Genomic DNA, 18,751 nt, shown 5'->3' on the forward strand with positions numbered 1-18,751 from the left:
AATCGGGCGACCGCAGAACGTCGTTAGCGGCGCTGGGCTCGGTTTGCTGGGGACAGGCCTGTGGACGGTCGCGGCCGGCGCGGAGAAGGCTTGAGCCAGCGTCCTCTATCGAGCGTTCAGCCAGTATGACGCAACCGCGGCCGTAACCTGAAAGACGAGCCGTGCTTCTTCGCGAGAGTAAGTATGTTCGCTGCTGTCGGCGCCATCGTCGTGGTGCGGAAGGTGAGTGCAGTGCCGGGCCGAGGCGACCAGCAGATCGACACGTTCGGAAAAGGACATGTCGAACTGCTTGTCGGGAAGCTTGGTCTTGGGTGTTGAGGTCAGGCCCAGGCGATCATACGCCAGCCGGCAGTCGCCGATGCACTTGGCGTAATTGCCGTTGTGAAAGGCGGCTTCGGCGGACAACAGTCGGCGGGCGATGCCCTCATCCCCGGGGCTGGAGGCTACGGGGATCGAGGCTTCCATCAGCAGGACGCCTGCGGCGGAGGACCCCTTCAGTTGATCGATCCACGCGGAGCGCTGAACGGTGAGCGTGTGCTCGACACTGATCGCCACGCGTCCTACCCCGTCGTCCACCACACCCCCGACGCCCAGGATCGAAAGGCGCAGCGAGAGATCCCTTCCGTCACGTGCGTCCTCGAGCGCCAGCAGCTGACGGTGCTGCAAAGTGGCCCGGTACTCCAATTGCTGGGTCAAGGGGTTGTCGTACTGTTCAATGCGCGCCGTGGACGCGGATCGAAGCGTGGCCAGGTGATCGGCGCCGGTCGCCGGCTGCAGGTAGAGGCCGATAGAGTCGATTCGCGCCCAGCGGCGCGGCGAAGGCGGGGGCGGCGGAGAGCAAGTGATATCGATCAGGAGCGCCAGTTCGAAGGCTCCCACACCGCGACGCAACTGAACGGCCTGGACATTCAGGTCAGCGATGATGTTGTGTTCGACGGTCAGCTTCATGAGGTCCTGGCCAGTCCGGGTCGTAACCGTGGCAGGGTGTGCTTTTCGGGACCCGCCGTCGAGGCCCCGATCGAGGCTTGTGCTCGACCTTAGCCGCGCTCGGAGAACCGCTCGAACGTGGTGATCCGTCTGGGGGTGAGGCCAGGATCGTAGCCGTAGATCTCCTGGGTGAGGAAGGTGAGTTCGGCTTCGAGGTCGCGGTCAGGCACGTCGGTAAACCAAGCCTTGGGGCCGGCGACGTCGTCGCCGTTCCAGCGATAGCCGCGGGCCTTGAGCTTGTCTTTCTGCTCGAAGGGGGAGCGGTCGGCGACGATGCGCCAGGTGGGGGCGCGGGCGGCGTCCAGCAGGTGGGCCAGGGCCGTGCGACCGTCCTGCAGCGGGCGGGCCAGGACCTCCAGGCCCGCGAGGCAGTCGTTCTCGGCCCGGTGGCCGTCGAAGAAGAAGCCACGCCAGTGGGCCAGGACCGAGAGCTTGGTCCCCTCAGCCCCCTGCCCCTTCCAGTCGACCTGGCTCATCGAGCAGGCCCAGCCCTTGAGCTTGAAGGCGTCGGTCAGGCGCTCGGCGAAGGGCCGGTCGAAGGCGGCGTTGTGGGCGATGACGATCACCGCCGAGGCGATGAAGGCGTCGACAGCCTCTGGGTCGAGGACCTGGCCCTCGACCATGGCGTCGGTGATCCCGGTGATCTGGGTCACTTCGGCCGGGATCGGCTTGCTGGGCTGGTTGAGGGCCACGAACGGGGCGTGGACGGCGCACAGGCGGCCTTCGGGGTCGTAGTCGAAGGGGATCATCGCCAGCTCGATGATCTCGTCGCGGCGCGTGTCGGTGCCCGTGGTCTCGGTATCGAGGAAGACGCCGCGCTTCAGCGTGGCCGGGTCGGCGCCGGCGTGCAGGGTGCAGCCCTCAAACCGGCGCAGCAGACGATAGCGGCCGCTGGCTTCGAGCTGGGCGGCCATGACTTCCAGGGCGGCGAGGTCGGGCGTGGCGTCGGGCATAGGGGGTCCGAAGAATCGTCGAGGCCATCCTGCCATACCGGCGGAGGTTGGGTGCGCGTGATGGATGGCCGCATAAGGTGTCGGTCGTGTCGGCCGGCTGTCGGGTCGATGTCGTGGCCGCCGTGGCGATGTTGTTTATCGTGCTCAGGGAGAGGAGGGGCCGATGTCCGACGATCCCGATTTTGAACTGCGTGCGCCGACTAAGGCCGAGCTGGCCGTCATCCTCAAGACCTTCCGAGATCTCCAGGGCTGGACGCAGGAGACCTTGGCCGAGCTCGCCGGCGTCAACGTCCGGACCATCCAGCGCGTCGAGGACGGCAAGGGCGGCTCGGCCGACACCCTGCGCGCCGTCGCCCGCGCGGTCCAGGCCAAGGATCTCGACTTCCTGGTCAGGCCGCAGCGCTTTCCGACCGAGGCGGGCCTTCGCCGACAGCAGGAGGCCTTCGACCGCGAGAACATGATGCTGCCGGCCACGACCATCGCGTCCGGTCGCGCGCTCGAGGGCTTCATGGGCGGGGTCAACATGCTGTCCTGCGCGGATGACGAGCTGCTCGACGAGGACCGTGAGAGCCTGGCCGACGCCGCGCACCTCTTCGACTACCTGCGCGACTATCTCGATGTGAAGGGCGAGATCAGCCACCAGGAACGGCTGGGCGTCGCCGATGATCTGGATGCCATCTTGCGATCCCTGCGAGGGCGCGGCGTCAGCGTGGCGGTGGCTACTCGGGAGACCAATCTGACTAACGACAACTGGGTGGACAAGCGGCCCTGGCGGGTGAAGATCGGCTATCTGGCCCTGCTGCCGGCGGGCCGAACCGTCACCAGCCTGGCGGTTTCGCGTCGCATTCGCCTCGAATAGGCGGAAAATGCGATTTGAGGTGGGTCTTTGTGGTGACCTACGGTGGGGTCGCCGATCGACCTGACCTGGGGCCGTCAAACGACCACTGAACTAGCGCCACCGAACCAGCGCAAAGGCTAACGAGCCCAAGTACCATGGGTCGGGTGGCTTTCTCCATGACCCACCCCCTTCCGCTCGCGCCATTGCGCGTCAGGGCCGGCGGCCTCAGTTTGATCGACGAAAGGACTTCGCTCATGGCCGACACCGCCACCCCCGCGCCGACCGGCGCCACCGTCGTCGATTTCCCCAAGGCTCCCAAGAAGGTCGCTCCGACCGAGAAGATCTGGGGCAAGGCCGTCACCAGCCACGGCTATGCGGGGGTGCCCAACATCCTGATCCGCAGCCAGGCGCGCCTGGGGCTCTCGCCGCTGCAGTTCAACATCGTGGTTCAGCTGCTGGAGTACTATCACGACCCCAGCCGCCCGCCCTTCCCGTCCAAGGAGGAGCTGGCCGGCCGCATGGGCGTCAAGGCCAAGACCATCCAGACCAACATGCGCGCCCTGGAGAAGGCCGGGCTCGTGCGGCGCGAGCTGCGCAAGACCGCGGCCGGCGACTGGAACTCCAACCTCTATCACCTCGACGGTCTGATCGCGAAGGTGATGGCCTTGGAGCCGGAGTTCGCCAAGGTCCGCGAGGAGCGCAAGGCGGCCAAGCGGGCGGTCGAGACGCCGGCCGGCAAACGGGCGGCGGCCAAGGCGGGGACGGAAGCCTGATGCCTGACCGTAAAGCCATGCCGCCAGCCGCCCCGCCGGCCCTTGCCGAGCCGCCGAAGCTGTCGGTGTCGTTCTTCGGCTTCAAGATCGAGGGCGCCGGCGCGGCGGGAGCCCGCTTCGCGTTCTGGATCGCCCTGGCCGTCTGTGGCCTGGCGGCCTTGAACCTCTTGTCCCATCTCGCCTGACCGGGCCCGGCGACGGCCTGTCGGAGGCGGCGCGCTTTAGAGAGGCTCCTCCGGATCGAGCCTGTCGGCCTCGGCGATCAGGAAGGCCAGATACTCGGAGGTCTCCTGGAAGGATTCTCCCGCGGACTTGTTGCGCTCGACCAGGCGTCGCCAGGCGAGGTTGGGGTCATCCGGCGTCAGGTTCAGGAAGTATTGGCGGCTGCGCCGGACGCCGACGGCCTCGCCGAGGTAGCGCTCGTAGTTCCGGATGGGAGAAAGCCGCGGGGCGCCCAGTCGGATCCGTTCGCGCAGCATATCCCAATCGACGACATGCGGTTGGTGCGGCGTGGCGGTGACCGACGCGCGGATGTCGTCGAGCTGCAGCACAGGACATGCCGGAGACGGTGGGATCGCGCGCTCGCAGCTGCGGGCCGATGTTGTTGCAGTCCTCGCAGATCAGGAGGCGCTCGTGTCGGAGCGCCATGTCCTCCAGCTGAGCCCCTTCCGGGGTGGCGACGTCCTGCAGGACGTATTCCTTGTGTGCGCACCCCGCCCGACCAGCGCCGGCCGGGCTTCTTGGACCGCCGCACTAGGCCCTTGCGATCGCGGTCGCATCCGGGACAGCGCCAGCCCGCATCGAGTTTCTCCCAGAGCTTGGGCTCGGCGCCGCCATCATGGGCCTCGACCTCGGCGTCGGTCGGCGGCGTGGTCGAGCGGCGTCCTTTTGATCCTGCGTCGACCTGGGCCCCGACGCCCTCGCGCGCGACCGACCTTTGTCGCAGGACCTCCAGGTCGTCCGAGACGCCGGATGGCCGCGGGTCCAGGCGCATCCAGTATTGCATGTGGGCCTGGGCTTCGCTGATCGGCGGCCGATAGATCGACCGCTCCTGGGTCATCCGGCCGGCGAGGATCACACTGGTCAGCTGTTCGGCCAGGGCCAGCCGTTCCAGGAAGTCGCTTTCCTGGGCCTTCCAGATCGCGTCGGCCGTCTCAAGGTCGACCTGGTGGCCGCGGTGGGCCGCCACGGTGATGAAGGTGGCGATCTCAGAAGGCCGGAAGCTGAAATCGCGATGGATGTGGCGCAGCCTGTTCTTGGCCGAGCCCTCCGCGCCGCTGCAGTCGGCGCAGACGATCGTGGGCTGGAATCTCGCCAGCATCCGTGACCCCAGGTGTTCGAGCTCATAGGTCCCTTCCGGGATATGCTTGACCCAGGGATGAGGCAGCTGGCTCTGCAGTGTGCGGCCGATGACGTCCTGCAGGTGGTCGTGGTGGTCGTGCAAGGTGGCCAGCAGCACGCCCTGGGATGAAACCCGGAGAATCTCGATCTTGCGGCGTTGGCAGCAAGGGCAGGTCCAGTCCTGCGACGTGTCCGCCCATTGGCTGTTGAGGTCGAGCTTGGAGGCCTTCAGGGCGGCCATGCCCCAGGCGATGGCCTCGCTCCAGCGACCATCGCGGTTGGGCAGCAGGGCGCGCAACTGCGCGTCGGTGAGCGCGGCTATGTTGGGAACGCGGAAGGTGATGTCGCGCCAAGGCTCCATATCGCCGAGTCTAGGCCGATTTCTGATTCGAGGCCGTCTTCGTCGCCGCCGACGGCTCGCTGCCTTCGGCCAGCCACGGTCATCCACACGCCCCTGACGTGTGACCAATTTGCGCTGGGACGCAGTTGACTCTTCGGCGCTCCGGAATGAGAACATTCCAGGAACACGGAGATTGTCATGCCCACCCAACGCGCCGGCCAGCGCGCGAGCCCGCACGCGCCTAGGCCCGAGAGGATCATCAGCCGCAAGACCGTCAAGTTGCGGCGCGTGCGCCAGTACGGCGGCGCCGATCACGGCGTGACGCTGATGTTCGCCTTCGAGGGGGCGCACGCCGCGGCCAGCGCAGCCGCAACAGCTTCATCGACAAGGAGCGCGTGCCCGATTTCGAGGGCGAGGAGGCCTGGTTCGAGGTCGAGGAGGTCAGCGCCAGGCCCTGGCCCTTCTGGCGCGCCGTGCGCCAAGTGGCGGCGCCGGACGATGCCTGAGCTCTCCGACCAGCAGCGGCGCAAGATGGCCGAACTGGAGCCTCGGTTCGCCGCCCTGCGGCTGGTCGACGCCCTGGAGCTGAAGATGGATATCCGTTTCCGGTGCGTCGCCTGCGGAACCTCGCGCAGCTGGCGGCGCGACACCATGCTGGGGCGGGCCCGGCGCCTGCTGGGCGCGACGATGGCGCAGATCCAGCGGCGCGCGCCCTGCCCGCGCTGCGGCTATCGGATGCCGGTCATGGTCGCCGTCGGCGGCGTCCTGGACCCCGGCCCCCTGGCCGAGCAATTTCGCTGGGAGGCGATCACCGCCCTGTCCGAGGCGGGCCTCAACCCCGCCGACTACGGCTATGGCTGGCGGCCGCCGCCGGCGGGACGGTGAGCCTTGGCCGACATGGATCCCAGGATCGGCAAGCTGGCCTGGCTGACCATCGCCTGCGCCTGCGGCCATCGGGTTCACTGGAGCCGGGCGGTGATTCTCACCCGGGCCGGGGAGTGGATGCGGCCGGCGCAATTGCGGGCGGCCTTGCGCTGCACGGTCTGCGGCGCCCGGGGCAAGGGCGTCACCGTGGACGGCCGCCGGGCCTGAGCGCGGGTCTGGCCGTGCGCCCGGGCCTTCTCACCACCATACCTTCGGGTGTCCGGAACTGCCCAGGCCCGCGGTCAGGTTTGTGATCGCGGGGCGGGCACTGGCGGCTCGGCCATCATCAGGTCGTGTATGCGCTGGGAGAGCTCGTCATAGATCGCGCGGGCGGCGGGCTTCTTGCGGCTCCAGGCGAAGAAGCCGTTCAGGTCCTCATTGGAGATGGGAACCTTCCAGAGAATGCGCAGCCAGGCGACCGCCTCGTCCAGGTCGGCCTTGTCGGGGCGGGCGGCGGGCGAGAGGGTCGCCATCGGGGCCTCCATCCGGGCGTTGAGATCACGCTTGAACCGTGCGCTGGCGCCTTTAGCGAGCGCCTGGACATCCGCGCCAGCCGCCCGGACGGGGGCTTTCGGTTGGGCGGCAGGCAACCAGGATAAGGTGGACCTGCGCCGAGTGATAAGCCTTAAAGGGAGGCGCCGCTGCAGGCAATCTTCAGGCGGCGAGGGGGCTGGGGTTGATGACCGCCTTGGCGGCCTCGACCACCTGGCTGCCCATCACCGGCTTGCACACATGGCCGATGTGGCGCCAGCGGGCGGGTAGGATCGCCCGATCATAGCCGGTGACGAACAGGAACGGCACCTTCTGGGCCTCGAGGGTTTCGGCCACGGCGAAGGACGGGCCGTCGCCCAGGTCGATGTCCACCAGGGCGATGTCGGGGGTGCGGGCTTGGAGCTGGGCGGCGGCGTCGGCCTCGCCGCTGGCGCAGGCGACCGCGAAGCCCGCTTCGCGGAAGGCCAGTTTGAAGGTCTCGGCCTGGAAGAAGCAGTCCTCGACCAGCAGGACGTGACCTATGGCGGGGGGCGTCGCGGAGCTGTCGCGTCCGTGGACCGCGATCAGCCGCTCGCCCTGCCACACCGCCACCTCATCGGCCGAGGCGTGGTCGGCCAGCACCTGGGCGGCATGGCGCACGGCTTCGGCGTCGTCGGCCAGGCTGGCGCTGACGAAGGTCAGGCAGGCGCCGTCGGGGGTTTGAGGATAGAAGAGGAAGACAGGCATGAGACCTCCCGCGACATTCAGGCGGGAGCGTGGGGCAAGGCCAGGTCTCTCAGCCGCCGGCGCCCAAAGGATCGTGGCCGACGATGCGGCGACCCTAGGCTGCATATGGCGGGTATGCGAGCTGCGCTGGAGGCACGAATTGTTACAGCCCATGGGGCTGGTCCACGAGGGCGTCCCGCCTGCGGCGGCCGGGCTCTAGGCGGACAGGCCGCCCCGAGCCCCCTCCCCTCTCCGAGGGATCGGGGTCTCGGCCCGTTCGGGTTGCGATCCCTGACGCGGGTGGCGTGGCGGGGCTCAGGTCCCCTCCCCGGCCTCCCGGGCGAGCTGGGCCAGCCGGTCGTCGCAGACGGCCCGCACCAGGGCGATCAGCTGTTCCACCGCCAACTTCAGGTGCTCCAACTCGGCCAGAGTGATCTCGAAGCTGTCTTGGTTGTAGCGGGCGTCGACATAGGCCCGCTTGAGCTTCTGGAACGGCTTGCGCAGGGCCCGCGTCTCGCGCGGCCACACCGCCGCCAGGGCGGGGGCCTTCGCCTCGGCCTGGGCGCGCAGGAACTTGATGTTGTGCGAGCGCGGGGCATAGAAGCCGTTGAGCAGCAGCACGGCGATATAGGCCGCCTCGGTGGCCTGGTGCAGGTTGAAGGCGGCCTTGTGCAGCCAGTCCTTCACATCACCCTTGGACATCGCATACTTCGCGATGTCGAGCGACGTCTCGATCGTATTGAAAATCTTCTCGTAGTGCCGGCGTCCGAGGGACAGAGCCGCATCTGGCGTCAGAGGGCGCAGCGGACTGAAGGCGTGGCCCGGGATCTCGTAGAGCACGATCCCCTGGTCGAGCACCTCGCGGAAGAAGTGCAGGCCCGCGTCCAGGCTCCGATTGATGTCGGCCAGGTCGTTGACCATCAGGTTGACGATGCGTCCGATGGTCGGGTCGTGCTCGATGCGCTGCTCGGTCTCGAACCAGTAGTCGGCGATGTCGGTCAGCTTCTCGTCGCTGACCACCACCAGGATGTCGAAGTCCGACTGGTAGCCGGTCTCGGGGGCGTCGACGAAGTCGCCCCGCGCATAGCTGCCGAACAGGATGATCTTGTAGATCTTGGCCCCGCGTCGCCACGGCTGGGTGCCGCCGGCCACGGCCGCGTCGAACCCGCGTAGCAGGTGGCCGGTGATGGCCTCCAACTCGGCTTGCTGGCGTTCGGGCAGGTGGTCGAGATTCGATTTCATCAGGTGCGAGTCTCGCCGAGCGGGCCTGGCGGGACAAGGCTTTTGACGAGGGGCCGGCGGGGCCGGGGCGTCACGAAGCCGGGTGTTGAGAACGCGTGAACCACGCGCGCCGGCGCCTTTAGCCCGAAGGCTTGGACATAGCGCCGACCACCCGGCAGGGCCGTTGTCGTTTGGCCGCCGCTGGCGCGGCGGCGGGGATGTCCACGACCGGTTGGGACAAGTCGTGTTTCCGACAATGCGACGTTAGGTTGCGATGCAGCATGGCGCAATACCCGAATTTTGGGGGGTTGCCAAAGCCGGAGTCAGGGACGCGGCGGGCGCGCCGATCGGGCGCGCTGAGTGAGCATCGACCATGTCATCCGCCGTAGAATCGTCCCTATCCGCTGGAGTATCCGAACCTGCCAACGGCTGGTCGCAGGCTCGGGTGGAGCGCCTGAAGGCGCTCCTGGGCCAGGGTCTGAGCGCCAGCCAGATCGCCAAGCCCTTGGGGCCGTGAGCCGCAACGCCGTGATCGGCAAGATCCATCGCCTGGGCCTGGCCGGCCGAAGGCCGCCCTCGGCGCCCGGGCGGCGCGCTGCCACACCGGCCAGGGCCGCGCCCCGGCCCAAGGCCCCGCCCCTTCTCCGCCACGGCCGTCTGGCGGTCCGCCGGCCGCCGCCGCGGCGCTGGCGCGGCCCCGGCCCGCGCCGGTCGACCTGATCGGGCTGGTGGTCGACCTGGCCGTCCTGCCCCGCCAGGCCTGCCGCTGGCCGATCGGCGACCCCAAGGACGCGGCCTTCGCCTGGTGCGGGCGGCCAGCGCCCATGACGCCGGCGGGGCGCTCGCCCTATTGCGAGGGCCATCGCCTCCGCGCCTATCGGCTGGCCCCGTGCCGCATCGCGGGGGGACCAGGGCGGCGCGCGGCCTGACGGCGTGGTCAGGGGGTGGGCTTGGGCGGAGACGGCCCTGCGGCTCGAGCGACCTCGCCACCGTCCGGAGGCCGCCGCAAGGGACGCTGCGCTCAAAGCCCCTGCGGCGGCCGCCGGGCCGGCGGCGCGGGGGGCGGTCGCGAGCCGAAGGGCTCGTTCCGACCTCAAGCCCCGGGAGCCTTCCCATGACCTTCCAGCCCCCTCCCCTCACCGGTCCCCAGATCACCGGCCCCATGACCCCGCTCGAAGCCCAGGCGCTCGACCTTGACGATCCGCGCCCGCATCCGCCCGAGGACGCCCTCGTCCAACTGGGCCAGGCGCTGATGACCGAACTACTCGACCTTGTCGGCGAGACCGCCCTTGAAGACTTCCAGGGCGTGTTGTGCGAGGCCCTGATCGGCGCCTTCCACTCGGCCTCCCAGCGTATCGACCGCGAGGCTGATCGCGGCCGTGACGAGATCAACCGCCTGCTGCGCGACTTCGACGCCTCGGAGGTGGCCGACACCGACCTGCAGACGGCCACGGCGAGGACGCGCGCGGCCGACGTGGCGGTCCTGGCCGCCGACCTGGTGCGCGACGCCGCCGCCGAGACCTACCGGGTGGCCACCGGCGAGGTGTGGACGCCCTGGCGCGGCAGCGTGCGCGGCTCGCGGGTCACCGCCGCCCAGGTCGAGGCCCGGGAGGCCCTGCGGGCGATGAAGGCCCGTCGTCAGCAGGCCGTCGATCCGGGCTGCGCGGTGATCGCCTTCCGGGCCGCCCCGGGCGCCGACACGGCGGTCGACGGCGGGCGGATCTTCGACGCCCTCAACTGGGCCCATCAGACTTGGCCGGATATGGCCTTGGCCACCTGCGGCGCGCGCGGCGGCGAGAAGCTGGCCATCAGCTGGGCCCGGCAGAAGCGGGTCAAGCTCGTCCTGGCCAAGCCGGATTTCGACGGCGCGGGCCGGGCCGCCCCGTTCAAGGCCAACGACGCCTTGCTCGACCTGGAGCCGGTCTGCGTGCTGACCCTGGCGGCCAGCCTGCAACCCTGCCAGGGCGAGGCGGCGCGGCCCTTCGGCCCGGCCCTGAACCTGGCCCAGAAGGCGGCCGAGCGCGGCATCCGCTGCGTCCCGATCCGCAGCGCCCGCTAGCGGGCCTGGTCGGCGCGGCGGCGACGCCGCGGCGACCAGGCTGTCACTTTCCATCGGGGTGGAATGAACCCGGAACGGCCGCCCACATCTTGCGACCGCCGACAAGCCGGCCACGACGGATTGGGGTTGGCGATTCGTTAGCGCGACCCCTTTCAGGGGACCGGCGACGCCCTTGGTTCAGGGCCCCTGCGATGTCGGCGGCGTTATGGCCTGCGCCTCGACAGGGAGATCGAGCCTTGGCCGCCCTGCCCGTCTCACCGTTCTCGCGCCGTGGTCGACGGCGCCCGGCGACGGCGGCGGCGTCCTGCGCGGTCCTGGCCGGCGGCGTCCGAGGACGACCCGGCGGGCGCGGTCCTTAGCCTCTCGGGCGGGGTCCGCGGTTCGCGCCGGTGACGCCGGTCGCGCCCTGGTCAGCGGGTCTTTCGCGCTCTGCGGGGGAAGGCCTTGGGGTCTCGCCGCCACGCCGCGATCGATCACGTCGTCCCTAGGGCGGGGCGGGCCGGGTCCAAGCCGACCTGGCGGGGCCAGGCGCTCGGGCCGGAGCCTCCGGCCTTCCTCCGCTGCGCTGCGTGCAGGCCGGCATCCAGCCGTCGCGGGCTTGGGCCCGTCCCTGCGTCCCCGCCCTGGCAGGGCCCGTGATCGCGGCGAGGGCCGCGGACCGCCGGGGCTTCTCCCGGCGGGAGACGGAGAAAAACCATGCTGAACAAGGCGCAACTGATCGGCTTCACCGGCGCGGACAGCGAGATCCGCACCACCCTCAAGGGCAAGAAGTACGCGGTGCTGCGGGTCGCCACCAGCCGCTACACCAAGAAGGACAACGAGCGTCAGGACTTCACCACCTGGCACCAGGTCGAGGTCTGGAGCCCGGGCACGGTGAAGTGGCTGGAGGGCCGGGTCCTGGCCAAGGGCTCCAAGGTCTATGTCGAGGGCGAGATCCGCAACGAGCGCTACACCGACAAGGACGGCAAGGAGCACTACTTCACCAAGATCGTCGTCGCCGGCCCCGGTCACGAGTTGAAGTCGCTCGATCGTCCCGAGGCCAACCCCGAGCCCGAGCCTGGCGAAGAGGGCTAAAGCCGGCAGGCCCGCCCCGATCCGGGGCGGGCCGTTCCGGTCACTGATCCCCCGAGGCGGCGCCCGGCGGTCACCGATCCACCGACAAAGGCGGAAGTTGCCACGTGGCAACTTTCCGGTCGGCGGCCGCCTCGTCATCAAGGGCAGGGGTGTTGGGCGCGCGGAGTTGCCACGTGGCAACTCGAGCGCGCCGGCGCCGGCGCCGGCAAGGCCAAGGGCAGGGCGGTCCTTTGCGTCGGCCGGGCCGGGGGCGCACAATGGAGCCAGCCATGTCCAAGCGCGCGATTCGTAATCAAGAGTTCGATCTCTTCATCCCCCAGGTCGCGGACCTGGCGTGGAAGGACCAGCGCGAGCTGATGGAGCGACCGTTCTTCTCGCTGGGCAAGCGCAAGCGCCTGAAGCCCATCGAATACGTCTCGCCCGATGGCGACGTCCACGTCCGGGTCAGCGCCAACCCCCAGTTCGGCATCGCCACCATCTGGGACGCCGACATCCTGATCTGGGCGACCTCGCACCTGAACAAGCTGCGCGACCGGGGCGACAACGACATCCCGCGCACCATCCACACCACCTCATACGACCTGCTCAAGGCCATCCACCGCGACACCGGCGGCACGGCCTATCGCGAACTGCAGGCGGCCCTGGAGCGGCTGCAATCGACGACCATCGAGACCAGCTTGCGCGCCCCCAAGCGCAACAAGCGGGCCCAGTTCGGTTGGCTGGACGAGTGGACGCTGGAATCGGATCCGGTGACCGGGGCGCCGCGCGGCCTGACTCTGACTCTGTCCAACTGGGTCTATGAAGGGCTGATGCGCGACCGGGCGCTGCTGACCCTGCATCCGGACTACTTCCTGCTGACCGGCGGTCTGGAGCGGGCGATCTACCGCATCGCCCGCAAGCACGCTGGCGACCAGGAGGGCGGCTGGACCTGCCGGGTCAGCGTCCTCTACGACAAGTCCGGCAGCGAGGGCCCGCTCAAGCAGTTCACCTACCTGCTCAAGAAGATCATCGCCGCCGACACCCTGCCCGACTACGCGCTCGCCCACGCCACCACCCGCGACGGGGCCGCGGCCGTCCACTTCATCCGCCGCGACGCGGCCGAGCGCGCCCGAATCAAGGCCGAACTCGAAGCCATGGCGGCAGCCGATTCTCGCCGGGCCCGGGAGGACGCTCGGGCGCTGGCGGTGGACGCGCGGGTGGAGGGGCGACGCATCCCGTCGGGGGATCAGTGACCTTTTCCTCGGGGGATCGGTGACCGATCCATCGGGGGATCAGTGACCCGGGTGTCGGGGGATCAGTGACCGGCCGGCCTTGCAAACCCTTGTGGGAGCAGGCGTTGAAGGCGGTCGCGGGCCGCTTAACCCTTCTAACTTTCGTCGATAACGATTTCTTCTAACGGGGCGAGGGGAGTCGTTGCGAGCGCGACGCGCCTCGAGCCTTGCGGGGCTCGACGCATCGCTTGACAGTTAAGGTTTTGTTTACGCTCTCGAACGACAACTTTGCAAATATCGTCTAGTATCGTCGAAATTTGCAAAGTGGAGGGGGTGATGACCGCGACCGCCATGGCGACCGAGCCAGCCACCGGACCGGTGCTGCTCGACGCGCTGAACAACCTGACCAATCGGGCCGACGACGTGATCACCCGCCTAAGGGCCACGGTGTTCGCCCCGGGCGTCGAGAAGATCGTCGACACGCGCTTTCCGATCAGCAAGGCCGCCGAAATGGTCGGTAGGACTCCGGAGGCCATACGCCAGGCCGAGGCCGAGGGCAGGCTGCCCGCGCCGCGTATGACCGAGATCTTCGGCAGCCGGCCGCGCCGGGCCGAAGGCGATCCGCCGATCGTGTTGGCCGTCCAAAACTTCAAGGGCGGGGTCGGCAAGTCGACCCTGACCTGCCACATCGCTCAATATCTCGCCCTAAAGGGTTATCGCGTCGCGATTATCGACTGCGACAGCCAGGCCTCCTCGACGACGGTGTTCGGGTTCAACCCCGACATCGACATCGACGACGACGACACCCTGCTGCCGTTCTTCGAGCATGGCGGCGCCCCGACCCTCGACTACGCCATCCGGCCGACGGCCTGGGCCGGCATCGACCTGATCCCGGCCAATCTCGGGCTCTACCAAGCCGAATACGAGGCCGCCGCCCGGATGAAGGGTAGGCCCGAACTGCTCGACCGACTGCGCGACGGTATTGCCGGTATTGCCGATCGGTACGACGTTGTTCTGCTCGATCCGCCGCCGGCCCTGGGCATGATCTCGCTGGCGGTGCTGCGCGCGGCCAACGCCCTGCTGATCCCCACGCCGCCGTCCACCGTCGACTTCGCCTCGACCGCCCACTTCCTGCGCATGATCGTCGACACCGTCCAGGTCCTCGACCAGTACGGTCTGAACAAGAACGGCTTTGAGTTTCTCCGCGTCGTGGCCACCAAGGTCGACGAAGGCAAGAGCGCCCACATTCAGATCCGCGAGATGATGGCGGCCGTGTTCGGCTCGGACATGCTGACCAACTCGCTGCTGGACTCGGCCGAGATCGACAACGCCAACGTCCAGCTGCGCACGGTCTACGAGGTCGCCAGCGGCGGACGGGTCCACGAGCGCTGCCGCAACAACCTGGATCGTCTCAACAGCGAGATCGAGATCCTGATCCGCAAGGCCTGGCCGAGCCATCGCGCCGAGCTGCGGCGACTGGGCGTCGGCTAGGAAAGGGGAGGGGACGATGGCGTCCACCACGGGCAAGAACCGCAACATCCTGGCCAGCCTGGTCGGCGACACGCCGCCAGCAGCGGTCACCAATCCCCCGAGAACCAGCGTTCCGGCGGCCGAGGCCGTCCAGGCCGCGCCGACGTCGGCGCCGGCCGCCACCATACCGCCGCGCCTCAACGACCGGATGGCGGGCCTGTCGCGCCTGGCCTCGGGCGACCTGCAGGAAAAAACCCTGCGGCTCGTCGATCCGGCCCGCTGCCGGATGTGGGCGCGTCATAACCGCAAGTACGACCTGCTCACGCCGGAGAACACCGCCGAGCTGCTGGAGGGCCTGCGGGCCCAGGGCAAGCAGGAGTTCCCGGCCATCGTGCGCCGGGTCACCGACGATCCGAACTTCGACTACGAGGTCATCGCCGGGGCCCGCCGCCATTGGGCGGTCAGCTATCTGCGCGCGGTCGAGCACCGCGAGATCAAGTATCTCATCGAGGAGCGCGAGCTTTCCGACGAGGCGGCCTTCCGCCTGGCCGACATCGAAAACCGCGCCCGCAAGGATCTCTCCGACTATGAGCGGGCCGTCGACTATCTGAGCGCCATCGACCTCTACTACGGCGGCGTGGCCTCGCGCATGGCCGAGCGCCTGGACCGTCCCAAGGCGTGGCTGTCGCGTTTCCTGGACCTGGGACGGCTGCCGCTCGAGGTCGTCGAGGCCTTCGGCGACCACCTGCAGGTGCTGGAAAAGCACGCCCGCGACCTCAAGCCGGTCCTGGCCCAGAACCCCGAACGCGGCCGGGTGATCGCCGCGGCCAAGAAACTCGCCGGCGAGCAGGCCCGGCGGCGCGAGGCGGGCCAGGCCTATATCGACCCGGCCAAGGTGATCGCGACCTTGCGTAACGCCGGCTTGGGCAAGGCCGAGGCTCCGGCGGCCGCGGGTGAGACCCGGGTCGTCAAGCACGGGGCGGTGACGCTCTTCACCGTCAAGCCGAAAGGCCCCGGCAAGGCGGTGCTGGAATTGGCGCTCGACGCCGGCGCCTCCAACGCCGACTTCATCGCCGCCCTGGAAGCCGAGCTGGTTCGGCTGCGCCCCAGCGCCTGAGGCTGGATCGCACCTCGCATTTTGAAGCCCCGTCGGCTCGGCCCGCGGGGCTTTTTTGTTGTCGGGCCTCCGAGTTGCCACATGGCAACTTTGTCGGGGGATCAGTGACCGGGCGGGCATAGGCCCCACAAGTTCGTCCGCTTGAGCCACGTCGCCCCCGGGCCTGAGCGGCGCGGACGTGCAGGCCAAGGGCCTTGGAGACGGCGAGTTGCCATGTGGCAACTTCCACGGTGGATCAGTGACCGCGCCGCCCGACCATACCGCGGCCAGACCCCTGATTTCTGGGGGATTGCAACGGATGCGCGGGGTGAGGGAGGCTGGGCGCATGCGCGTCTCCGGTGCTCTCGTCCTGGCCGCCCTGATCCCCGCGCCCCTGGCGCTGGGGTCGGCCTTGCTCGATGCGCCGCTGGTGCTGCTGAACACCTCGCCCAGCGAGCCTGTCGGGCTCTACCGGCGCGTGGCCGCCGAGCCGGCCCCAGGCGCGCTGATCGCCTTTCGGCCGCCGCCCGCCGCCATGCCCTATCTGCGCCTCGCCCAGCCGGGTCGGGCGCGGGGCAGCATCCTGAAGGCGGTGGCGGCCGGGGAGGGGAGCCTGGCCTGCGCCGATGGCCTTCTATCCATCGACGGGCGAGCGCTTGGGGCCATCGCCGATCATGATCGGGGCGGACGGCCGTTACCGCGTTGGCGCGGTTGCCGGCGTCTGGGCGCGGGCGAGTACGTCGTCTTTTCGGGACGAATCCCCAACAGTTTCGACAGCCGCTACTACGGTCCAGTCCGCGCGACGGATATTCTCGGCGTTTACGCCCCGATCTGGACGCGGGGCGCGTGAGGTCGCGCGGGGCGCTTCTGGGGCTCCTGGGGCTGTTCCTGAGCCTCCAGGGCGGGTTCGCGCGCGGAGAGGACCTGCCGGGCGGCGCCCGGGCCGATCTGGCCGTCGCCCTGGCCGCGCCGGGGGCGCGCGAGGCCATCACCCGCGTCACCGTGGCCGAGGCCGCCAACCAGGGCGACAGCGGCCTCCTGGCCGTCGTCTGCACCATCCTCAATCGCCTCGCCGACGGGCGCTGGGGAACGAGCGTGGATCAGGTGCTCAACGCCCGGGCCCAGTTCGAGCCGGTGCTTCGGGCGGGCGGCGACTGGCGGGCCTTGCCGGCGGCCACGTCCGTCCAACGGGCCCGCGTCGATACCCTGGTCAATCTGGTGCTGGAGGGGCGCCTCCCCGACCCCACGGGGCGAGCGCTCTATTTCCAGAACCCGCGCATTGTCGCGGCGCGGGCCGCCGCCGGCCAAGTCTCGCCCAGGCTCGTCCATTTCGGCGGCCGCACGCCCAGCGCGGTCATCGGCGACCATGCCTTCTATGCGGCCACAGGCCCGGCCCCCCAGGCGGTCGTCGCCGCCACATCGCCGATCGAGGCGATCTTCGTGCCTCGACCTTCGGCCGAAGCGGTCGCGGCGGAGACCGACGCGGTGACGGGGACACGGGGCATGTTCGTGCTTCGTGACGGCCGCCGGCGGTGAGGGAGCGGGGCCGGCCGGGCTGACGTGATCGCCACGCGATCTCGCCGCCGTCGCCGGGCGACGGCGTGGCCCGCCCTACTGAGCCTGGTGGCGACGTCTTCCCATCGTGTCACGGACGACCCGAAGTCAACGGCTGCGCCGTTTCCCTTCGCGGCCTCCCGGCCGCTGCGGTGACCGCGGGACCCCGTCCGTGGCCCTCGGGTTCAACGTCGCTCACCAGGAGCGGCGGCCTGGAGGCTTCACGATGTTCAAGCTGATCACGAACCTGACCGCATGCCCTGCACGGCGCGCTCCGCTGGTGCTGAGCGCGGCCGAGCCCGTCCTGGGCTATGACGAATTCGACGAGCACGTCTGGGCCTGGCAGGTCCATCTCAGCGATCTGGAACGGGCCGGACACATGGCCGAGGCCGAGGATCGCGACCGGGAGCGGGCGCGCGTGCAGGCGCTGTGGGACGCGATGGACGCCGAGGAGGCCTGGGCGATCATGGATGAGTTGGACATGCTCAACGCCCGCGGCGTCCTGGTGGATCATCTGTTCTTCGAACAGTGGCAGCGCAGCCGCATGCAGGGCTACGTCGGCGACTGACCCGGGGGGCCTTGGCCCCCCTTTTTGTCGCCGACGGATGGCCTGGCGTGGTGCTCGCTCCCGGCGCCCGGCGGTCGGGCCTAGCGGCTCCCCGACCGCGGGGCGCAGGGAGCGTCCGGCGCGGTTCGAGCGACCCCGTCTGTCGACTTGGGTCGCTGGGCCTGGCCTTGGGCCAGGCCGCCGCCGGTCCGGGCGGACCGTCGCTCGGCGCGCCGGCGTGGCCGGCGCAGGGGTCGCGCGCTCGTCCCAGTCTGTCTCGTCACCCGCGACGTCAACCCGCCAAAGCGGGTTTCCCGCCCCTCGGGGCGGTGACCTCGCGGGACCCGACGAGCGGCTGGGGGCCTGTCGCGCTTGGCGACGTGTCCCCATGGGAGCTTACGATGTTCAGCCGTCTCATCACCTTCTTCCGCCGTCTGGATCCGGCGTGGGAGTACAGCCTTCGGTTCGCCCCGGCGGTCGATGATTTTTCCTGGGCCCAGATCCTCGACGAGCGCATGCAGGGACCGCAGAACGGCTCTTACCTCGTCACGGCTTGCGGCGGTCTGGTTGTGCTCGCCGAATATGGGCGCAAGACGCTGGCGCGCGAGCATCTCATCCGCGCGGTCGTTCAGAGCCGCACGGTTCGGCGGTTCTTCACCTACAACGGCTGGCGTCTGCGCCTGTGGTGCGAAGCCCGGCTTCGCCGTCTATCAAGCCGATAGGCGCCGCGCGCGAAGGGCCCGTCGTCGCGGCGGCGGGCCCTTTGCTGGTCAGCGCGACCGGGGCGCGGCCTGAGGCGCGATCCCGGACTGACGGGCCCGGCCCGCTTGCCTCGGCAGGACCGGCGCGTCGCGCCAGGACCTGGTCGGCGCGCGTCGGGCGGCGAGGCCGGCCGGGCTGACACGATCGCCACGCGATCGCGCCGCCGTCGTCTGGCGACGGCGTAGCCCGGCCTACCGACCCTGGGGGCGCCTCTTCCCAGCATACCCCGTCACCCCGCCCGTCAACCCGCTGGCGCGGGTTCCCCACCGGGCGCGGGGCGCCTGGTGGTGACGGCCCGGGACCCGACGGGCGTGCTTGGGGCAAGGCGCTCACGGGGAGCGTCGATGGAGACCAAGATCATGACCTTCTCGCGTACCGAAACCCTGATCATCAGCATCGGCCTG

Annotated in this window: 22 protein-coding genes; 16 read left to right on the forward strand and 6 right to left on the reverse strand. The window is 69.5% G+C overall.

All coding sequences use genetic code 11. The features are described 5' to 3' along the window. Positions 1–105 precede the first annotated feature (105 nt). Together DI526_RS07100 and DI526_RS07105 are read right to left on the reverse strand one after the other, a co-directional pair. Positions 106–948 (reverse strand): hypothetical protein, encoded by an 843-nt coding sequence (locus DI526_RS07100; RefSeq protein WP_304275919.1) that lies wholly within the window; start codon positions 946–948, stop codon positions 106–108. Positions 949–1,037: 89 nt separating this feature from the next. Further along, positions 1,038–1,940: a 3'-5' exonuclease gene (locus DI526_RS07105; protein ID WP_304275922.1), complete on the reverse strand. Its 903-nt coding sequence runs from the start codon at positions 1,938–1,940 to the stop codon at positions 1,038–1,040. Between the two features lie 163 nt (positions 1,941–2,103). Here DI526_RS07105 and DI526_RS07110 point away from each other — a divergent pair, with 163 nt between their 5' ends. From DI526_RS07110 to DI526_RS07120, 3 genes are all read left to right on the forward strand, one after another. Next, positions 2,104–2,799 (forward strand): helix-turn-helix domain-containing protein, encoded by a 696-nt coding sequence (locus tag DI526_RS07110; RefSeq protein ID WP_304275925.1) that lies wholly within the window; start codon positions 2,104–2,106, stop codon positions 2,797–2,799. Between the two features lie 233 nt (positions 2,800–3,032). Beyond that, positions 3,033–3,551, forward strand: coding sequence for a helix-turn-helix domain-containing protein (locus DI526_RS07115; protein WP_304275928.1), 519 nt, complete (start codon positions 3,033–3,035; stop codon positions 3,549–3,551). Then, positions 3,551–3,736, forward strand: coding sequence for a hypothetical protein (locus tag DI526_RS07120; protein ID WP_304275931.1), 186 nt, complete (start codon positions 3,551–3,553; stop codon positions 3,734–3,736). The genes DI526_RS07115 and DI526_RS07120 overlap by 1 nt, the downstream gene beginning before the upstream one ends. A gap of 182 nt (positions 3,737–3,918) precedes the next feature. On the opposite strand, the gene DI526_RS07125 is transcribed toward DI526_RS07120, so the two are convergent. Beyond that, a complete protein-coding gene (locus DI526_RS07125) occupies positions 3,919–5,253 on the reverse strand; it encodes a hypothetical protein (RefSeq protein WP_304275933.1) in 1,335 nt (444 codons plus the stop codon). Positions 5,254–5,730: 477 nt separating this feature from the next. Here DI526_RS07125 and DI526_RS07130 point away from each other — a divergent pair, with 477 nt between their 5' ends. Both DI526_RS07130 and DI526_RS07135 read left to right on the forward strand, forming a co-directional pair. Further along, entirely contained in the window at positions 5,731–6,117 is a 387-nt protein-coding gene (locus tag DI526_RS07130) for a hypothetical protein (protein WP_304275935.1), read from the forward strand. Positions 6,118–6,120: 3 nt separating this feature from the next. Next, the gene (locus DI526_RS07135; protein WP_304275938.1) at positions 6,121–6,324 is read left to right on the forward strand and encodes a hypothetical protein; all 204 of its coding nucleotides are present in this window, start codon (positions 6,121–6,123) and stop codon (positions 6,322–6,324) included. Positions 6,325–6,398: 74 nt separating this feature from the next. Here DI526_RS07135 and DI526_RS07140 read toward each other — a convergent pair whose 3' ends face one another. The 3 genes from DI526_RS07140 to DI526_RS07150 form a co-directional block, all read right to left on the reverse strand. Next, entirely contained in the window at positions 6,399–6,629 is a 231-nt protein-coding gene (locus tag DI526_RS07140; RefSeq protein WP_304275940.1) for a hypothetical protein, read from the reverse strand. A gap of 181 nt (positions 6,630–6,810) precedes the next feature. Then, positions 6,811–7,374 (reverse strand): response regulator, encoded by a 564-nt coding sequence (locus DI526_RS07145; RefSeq protein WP_304275942.1) that lies wholly within the window; start codon positions 7,372–7,374, stop codon positions 6,811–6,813. 294 nt (positions 7,375–7,668) lie between these two features. Further along, on the reverse strand, positions 7,669–8,595 hold the full coding sequence (locus DI526_RS07150; RefSeq protein WP_304275946.1) for a HEPN domain-containing protein: 927 nt from the start codon (positions 8,593–8,595) through the stop codon (positions 7,669–7,671). 507 nt (positions 8,596–9,102) lie between these two features. On the opposite strand from DI526_RS07150, the gene DI526_RS23385 reads away from it, so the two are divergent. The 11 genes from DI526_RS23385 to DI526_RS07200 all read left to right on the forward strand — a co-directional run bounded on the left by DI526_RS23385 (position 9,103) and on the right by DI526_RS07200 (position 18,307). Continuing rightward, the gene (locus DI526_RS23385) at positions 9,103–9,294 is read left to right on the forward strand and encodes a hypothetical protein (protein WP_369691918.1); all 192 of its coding nucleotides are present in this window, start codon (positions 9,103–9,105) and stop codon (positions 9,292–9,294) included. Next, positions 9,261–9,503 carry a GcrA family cell cycle regulator gene (locus DI526_RS07155; RefSeq protein ID WP_304275972.1) on the forward strand — a complete coding sequence of 81 codons (243 nt, stop codon included), beginning with the start codon at positions 9,261–9,263 and terminating at the stop codon, positions 9,501–9,503. The genes DI526_RS23385 and DI526_RS07155 overlap by 34 nt, the downstream gene beginning before the upstream one ends. Positions 9,504–9,688: 185 nt before the next feature. Beyond that, on the forward strand, positions 9,689–10,633 hold the full coding sequence (locus DI526_RS07160) for a DUF2493 domain-containing protein (RefSeq protein ID WP_304275949.1): 945 nt from the start codon (positions 9,689–9,691) through the stop codon (positions 10,631–10,633). A gap of 696 nt (positions 10,634–11,329) precedes the next feature. Next, positions 11,330–11,707: a single-stranded DNA-binding protein gene (locus tag DI526_RS07165; RefSeq protein WP_304275951.1), complete on the forward strand. Its 378-nt coding sequence runs from the start codon at positions 11,330–11,332 to the stop codon at positions 11,705–11,707. Positions 11,708–11,976: 269 nt separating this feature from the next. Beyond that, positions 11,977–12,939 carry a replication initiator protein A gene (locus DI526_RS07170; protein ID WP_304275954.1) on the forward strand — a complete coding sequence of 321 codons (963 nt, stop codon included), beginning with the start codon at positions 11,977–11,979 and terminating at the stop codon, positions 12,937–12,939. Positions 12,940–13,254: 315 nt separating this feature from the next. Then, positions 13,255–14,409, forward strand: coding sequence for an AAA family ATPase (locus DI526_RS07175; RefSeq protein ID WP_304275957.1), 1,155 nt, complete (start codon positions 13,255–13,257; stop codon positions 14,407–14,409). Positions 14,410–14,425: 16 nt separating this feature from the next. Beyond that, a complete protein-coding gene (locus DI526_RS07180) occupies positions 14,426–15,505 on the forward strand; it encodes a ParB/RepB/Spo0J family partition protein (protein ID WP_304275960.1) in 1,080 nt (359 codons plus the stop codon). A gap of 325 nt (positions 15,506–15,830) precedes the next feature. Next, positions 15,831–16,334 carry a S26 family signal peptidase gene (locus DI526_RS07185; protein WP_304275963.1) on the forward strand — a complete coding sequence of 168 codons (504 nt, stop codon included), beginning with the start codon at positions 15,831–15,833 and terminating at the stop codon, positions 16,332–16,334. Next, positions 16,331–17,020 carry a cell wall hydrolase gene (locus DI526_RS07190; RefSeq protein WP_304275965.1) on the forward strand — a complete coding sequence of 230 codons (690 nt, stop codon included), beginning with the start codon at positions 16,331–16,333 and terminating at the stop codon, positions 17,018–17,020. The genes DI526_RS07185 and DI526_RS07190 overlap by 4 nt, the downstream gene beginning before the upstream one ends. 244 nt (positions 17,021–17,264) lie before the next feature. Next, a complete protein-coding gene (locus DI526_RS07195; protein ID WP_304275968.1) occupies positions 17,265–17,606 on the forward strand; it encodes a hypothetical protein in 342 nt (113 codons plus the stop codon). Between the two features lie 380 nt (positions 17,607–17,986). Continuing rightward, positions 17,987–18,307, forward strand: coding sequence for a hypothetical protein (locus DI526_RS07200; protein ID WP_304275970.1), 321 nt, complete (start codon positions 17,987–17,989; stop codon positions 18,305–18,307). Positions 18,308–18,751: the final 444 nt, after the last annotated feature.

Origin of the sequence: Caulobacter segnis (assembly GCF_003243465.1) — a bacterium.
Taxonomy (GTDB): domain Bacteria; phylum Pseudomonadota; class Alphaproteobacteria; order Caulobacterales; family Caulobacteraceae; genus Caulobacter; species Caulobacter segnis_A.